Here is a 5344-nt window from a genome sequence, read left to right on the forward strand (position 1 = left end):
GACTATTTATAATATGTATTTGGGGTAGTATATATTTAGCTGCAATCATCATAATATCTCCTAAATAAATTTGTACTGATTACATATTAATGCATTAATATTCATTTATCAATTTTTTCACCAAAATTAACGAAGAACCGGAAAAAATGTATAAAATACAACAATTGCATTAGTTCTTTAATAATTTTATAAAAAAGAAGCCCATTAGGACTCCTGCTCTGGTATTTGTATATATAGGTCTTTCGGTAGATGCTTTGACCATGGCATCATTTCTTTAAAAGTGCTATACTGTTTTTTATTCTCATCTAGGTTTGATATTTTATCCATTAGATACTCTAGATATTTATCTATCTTTAAACCATTTGCTTTGGCTGTTTCTAGTATGCTATATATCCTAGCACTTGCCTTAGCTCCAGACCTACTATTCATAAAAAGCCAGTTTTTTCTACCTATCACAAATGATTTTATGGATCTTTCTGAAGAGTTATTATCGATCTCTATTCTACCATCTTCTAAGAAATATCTTAGCTTTGGCAGTTCATCTTTAGCATATTTTAGGGCTTTTTCTAGAGCACTTCGTTTCATTGCATTTGGTAATTCTATATCTACATAAGATATGAAATCCTCTAGCACTTGCTTTGATTTTTCTAATCGAACATTATGTCTAATGTCGTAGTAATCTTTTTTAAGCTCATGTTCTTTAAGCTCTTTTTCAATATGATAAAGCTGCTCACAATATTCAAACCCTATATATGCTCTAGATATCTTAAGGGCTTCTTTATCCAATCCATCTATTATATTATGAAACTTCCTTCTTATGTGGGCTAGGCAGGATATCCATTTTACATTTTCTACCTTGCCATATCCTTTGTAGCCATCGGTTTGAAGGTAACCGCAGTACCCTTTTAAAAAGTTTACTGCACATGTACTAGATCTTGTGCTTTGGTAGTCATATATTATGACAGGCTTATTAGATGTCCCTGTTTTATACAGCCACATGTATTTCTTTGATTTACATTCTTTGCCTTTCTCATTGATTACCATAACTGTGGTTTCATCAGCATGAATATAATCTCTGCTTAGAAGTTCTATTTTCATATGTCTATATATATCATCAAATGCTTCAGCACATTTAAGTACCCAGTTTGATAAAGTTTGTCTTGAAAGGTTTGCTCCTAGCATTTTGAAGTAACTTTCTTGCCTATTAAGGGGCATTGCATGAGAGTATTTTAGATAGAGTATATGGGAAAGTAGTTCATTTGTTGCCATACTCTTTGGAATAAATGATTTAGGAGCTTTTGCAGATACTATTGTAGCTGCTATGTCATTCTTCTCACATTCTCTACAAGCATATGAATAGACTACATGTTCTTCTATGTATAGTTTAGCTGGTACAAACTTAAGTTTCTTTGTACTCTTTTTACCTATTACATGCATGTCATCATTACATTTTGGACATGCAGTATCATCTAACTTATGTTCTATTACTACAGTTTCCAGACCTTCAAAGCTCTCATCTTTAGTTTTCTTAGAAGACTTTTTTCTTGTATATGTAATTTCCTCAATAGCAGGTTCCTCAGTTTTTAAATCACCACTGGCCTCAGCTTCATTAAATATTGATAGCTGGTCTGAATCTATCTTCTCGCTGGAGTTACCATATATCTTTTTATTGTTATTTTTGATAATACCTTTAAGAACTGCATTTTCTTGTTCAAGGGATTTTATTCTAGCATCTTTAGAGTCTAGCTCATTTTCTTTAGATTCAATTTCGCTATTTAATCTATCTATTAATTCCTGAGTTTTATCATCTAATGGGTAATCTGTATTCATTGTATTTTAGCCCCTTGTTTTGAAATGTTCTGCATATTTATTATATCATAAAACTCTGTATTTTTCAATGTGTACAGGGTTTTCAAGAACTAAAAACAGTTCATTATTTTACGTTTTTCAGTTTGTATATTTCTTCTGATTTCAAAACCTTTTAGTAGCCAATCAAGTTCATTTTTATCTATTAATATTGAATCTTCCATTATCTTTTCTATGATAGTATAGCCAAAAGCCATTATCATAGTGAAGAATTTTAAGCCTATTCTTACTTCTATTACAGAATACGAATAGAGCCTTTTCATAGGGATCTAACTTAAGAGATGATTTAACTAAAACAGCTAAACCATCAATACTCTTTCTAAGGTCAGTCGCCCCACAAGCTAGATATACATTGTCTACTTTATCAATATTTAACATTAGGCTAAAGCCTTCATAATTGTCGTTAATGTACTAGTGTCAATTGTATCTGGAATAGTCATAGTAGCATTACCTATATTGATAATTATCATATTAGGTTTTGATAAAGTAGTAACTTCAGTACTAGTAGTATGATTAACCTCAATTTTACGGAAGGTAGAGCTAGGAGCATTATTATTAACATCTCCGAACTTTTTTCTATAGTAGTAGAAGCTATTTTTATTAATATTATGTATCTTACAGAAATCAACTATTGTGCCATCATAATCTTTATGTATACTAATAAGTTCCTCCCAGTTAGGTAAAGCATTCTGCCGCATAAAAATCACTCTAATGTATTATTTTAATCAGAGTATATCAATGCAAGGGTGATTTTACTAGGTGTCAATTATTTGACTGATACGATTTTCTTATTAAAGACGGTAATTTTTGTACGCTTACATTTGTTCCATCGCTTACCATTTAATAAAGTTCAAAATAATAATGAGTTTAATTCAACTTATTTGAATACAATAGATAAGAAAAGTTAAATATATAAATAAATGTACTAAATTAGAACTAAATACATAGTATGGTATTGAAAGTCAATGGAATGTTCTATATAATATACATCAAGGAGAGTGTTAATATGAGATTCAATAATATTGGAGAAGTAATTAGTTCTTTAAGAAAGCAAATGGCAATTACTCAAGAAGAGCTTGGTAAGAGAGTGGGATTAAGTAGAGTTATCATTGCTAAAATAGAAAATAGCCAAAGAGCAATTTCTTTAGAAGAAGCAGTGAATATAAGTAAGGTATTTTCAATTGATGTTGATACATTATATGAATATATTGAGGAAGCAAAAGATGAGGAAAAAGAAGAATCTTTTGTTATGGCTTTTAGAGCAAAGGGTATGGAAGGAAAGGATCTATTAGAAGTTAAACGCATTGAATTGCTAATGGATGCTCTGCGTACACAAAAAGAAATTTATAGAGGTGAGTAAGTTGGCTGATTTTAGAGAAATTGCATATGAGAGGGCGAGAAATTTTAGAGATAAATATAACTTAGGCAATTATTGTGCAAATCAGCTATTAGAAATTTTAGATTTATTAGAACAAGATGAGAGAATTAATATAGAACTTATAAGAACTCCATTTGAAAATATAAAGTTGGCTGGTTTTATAGGATACAAGCATGATACGTTTGTTATTGTCACGAATACAAATCTTACATTAGGAAATGAAAGATTTACAATAGCCCATGAAATATATCACTTACTTCAAAATAGAGTGTATATAAAGAAAAATTCTATTATTGAAGAGATGGTGGATAATGATGACGAAGATGTAAATGAACTTATGGCAAATTGTTTTGCTACCGAATTGCTTATGCCTAAAGAAGATATAGAGGTCTATATTAATAAAATGACCCTAAATCAAACAAAGGATATAGATTTTAGTACTGTAATTAAATTCCAGCAAAAATATGGTGTTGATTATGTTGCTATCACTAAAAGGTTGAAAGAAGTGGGTGTGATTGAGGATAATAAGAAGCAGGAACTTGAGGCAATCTTAAATACCTATGATGATTTAGAAAAACTAACTAAAAATTTAGGATACAAGAATGATCTTAATATACCATCACAAGCTACTTTGATATTGCAAAGGGATTTAGAGGTTCTTAAAGCTAATTTTGATAATGGAGATACTACTTATGATGATTTGGTGAGGATTTTTGGATACCTAGGTTGTGAACCAGAGAAGTTTGGTTATGAAAGCCATAAGGAATTGACTGATGCTGCGAAAAACTTTATGGATAGTTTATTAGAGTAAGTGAGGAGTTGGAAGTTTGGCACGAGTTAAAGCTATATTTGATGCTGATATTCTTATTCACTTAGTAGAAACTAATTCAATTAAGTATGCATTAGATACATTAGGTTGTATTTACGTTAGTGATTATGTTTATCAGTACGAAATAAGAAAAGATACTGAAGAAGGAAGAAGTATTGTAAAATTAAAAAACAATGGGGAAATCAAAGTTTTGAACTATGGAGGATTGACTAATCAGCAAAAGAGGCTTTACAGAGAGACTTATAAGTTATTAAAGAAAGAAGATCTAAGTGATGATCCAAAAGACAATCCCATTAACGAAGGTGAAAGGATAACAGCAGCATTTGCGAAAGCATGTAATATATATTATTACATGTCTGACGATAATAAGGCTTCTTCTTATATAAAATCATTGGCAGCTGTTGATATTATTAACTTTTGTGATATATTGTTTTTACATATTTGGGCATTTGGAAAAAATAAGATAGTAGAGCTTAAAAAGAGTTATGAAAGTTTTATAAAGATATATGGAGACCATGTACCTAGAATACTCAAAAATAAAGGGACTGTACTTACTTTTGAACAGGTTATGGCAAGAGCATATGATAAATTTCATAGTAATGCTAATTTAAAAAGATTGATAGATAACATAAAAATTAATGTTGAGAAAGAGATAGTCATGTCTGTTGCTGAAAATAAACGGTAAAAATAAAATATAAAAACATCTAAGAAACATTATAATGTACCCTATAGAGTAGATGATTTAAAAAAAGTCTACCCTATAGGGTATTTTCATGTATACTAAAATAAATATATTAGATTTGGAGAAAATTATATGAGCAAAAAGCATTTTACTCTAGATTTATATTAAGAGATTTACTAGCAAAAGTAGTTCTAGGAGCCTTATTAATGATGATAGTTTTTCAGAGAATAATTCAAATTGAAATTATGATTGATAATATGTCATTTATTTTAGGAGTATTATTTATTTCTATATCATGGATTGTGGGATTTGCAATACAGGGTATAGGTGAAAAATGTAAGTTGATCAGATACCATGTAGATGACCATGCAAGAGATAGATATGTAATACTGTTGATAATACATATGTATCTTTGTTTATAATATCTATATTTATTATATTACTGGACAGTCAAAAGTTATGTATAACTAAGAAGCTAGTAAATCCTCATAATCTGAGGAACTAACTTGCTTGGATTTTATTATTTTACTTATGGCTAATTTACTTGTTTTATCAATAATGCAAAAAATACTTTTCCTTAGAAAATACC

At 29.6% G+C, this 5344-nt stretch carries 7 protein-coding genes; 4 read left to right on the plus strand and 3 right to left on the minus strand.

What is annotated here, in order from left to right; all coding sequences use genetic code 11:
* Window positions 1–204: 204 nt before the first annotated feature.
* From tnpC to tnpA, 3 genes are all read right to left on the minus strand, one after another.
* Window positions 205–1830: an IS66 family transposase gene (tnpC, locus tag N4A57_RS01515; RefSeq protein ID WP_293655622.1), complete on the minus strand. Its 1626-nt coding sequence runs from the start codon at window positions 1828–1830 to the stop codon at window positions 205–207.
* Between the two features lie 174 nt (window positions 1831–2004).
* Window positions 2005–2244: an IS66 family insertion sequence element accessory protein TnpB gene (tnpB, locus tag N4A57_RS01520; RefSeq protein ID WP_293655624.1), complete on the minus strand. Its 240-nt coding sequence runs from the start codon at window positions 2242–2244 to the stop codon at window positions 2005–2007.
* The gene (tnpA, locus tag N4A57_RS01525) at window positions 2244–2564 is read right to left on the minus strand and encodes an IS66 family insertion sequence element accessory protein TnpA (RefSeq protein ID WP_293655626.1); all 321 of its coding nucleotides are present in this window, start codon (window positions 2562–2564) and stop codon (window positions 2244–2246) included. Before tnpA ends, tnpB begins: the two co-directional genes overlap by 1 nt.
* 308 nt (window positions 2565–2872) lie before the next feature.
* Here tnpA and N4A57_RS01530 point away from each other — a divergent pair, with 308 nt between their 5' ends.
* The 4 genes from N4A57_RS01530 (at window position 2873) to N4A57_RS01545 (ending at window position 5177) form a co-directional block, all read left to right on the plus strand.
* The gene (locus tag N4A57_RS01530; protein WP_293655628.1) at window positions 2873–3226 is read left to right on the plus strand and encodes a helix-turn-helix domain-containing protein; all 354 of its coding nucleotides are present in this window, start codon (window positions 2873–2875) and stop codon (window positions 3224–3226) included.
* A gap of 1 nt (window position 3227) precedes the next feature.
* Window positions 3228–4055 carry an ImmA/IrrE family metallo-endopeptidase gene (locus N4A57_RS01535; RefSeq protein ID WP_330671417.1) on the plus strand — a complete coding sequence of 276 codons (828 nt, stop codon included), beginning with the start codon at window positions 3228–3230 and terminating at the stop codon, window positions 4053–4055.
* A gap of 16 nt (window positions 4056–4071) precedes the next feature.
* The gene (locus N4A57_RS01540) at window positions 4072–4758 is read left to right on the plus strand and encodes a hypothetical protein (RefSeq protein WP_293655632.1); all 687 of its coding nucleotides are present in this window, start codon (window positions 4072–4074) and stop codon (window positions 4756–4758) included.
* Between the two features lie 203 nt (window positions 4759–4961).
* Window positions 4962–5177, plus strand: coding sequence for a hypothetical protein (locus N4A57_RS01545; RefSeq protein WP_293655634.1), 216 nt, complete (start codon window positions 4962–4964; stop codon window positions 5175–5177).
* Window positions 5178–5344 lie beyond the last annotated feature (167 nt).

This window comes from Anaeromicrobium sp. (assembly GCF_025210435.1).
In the GTDB taxonomy this organism is placed as follows: Bacteria; Bacillota; Clostridia; order Peptostreptococcales; family Thermotaleaceae; genus Anaeromicrobium.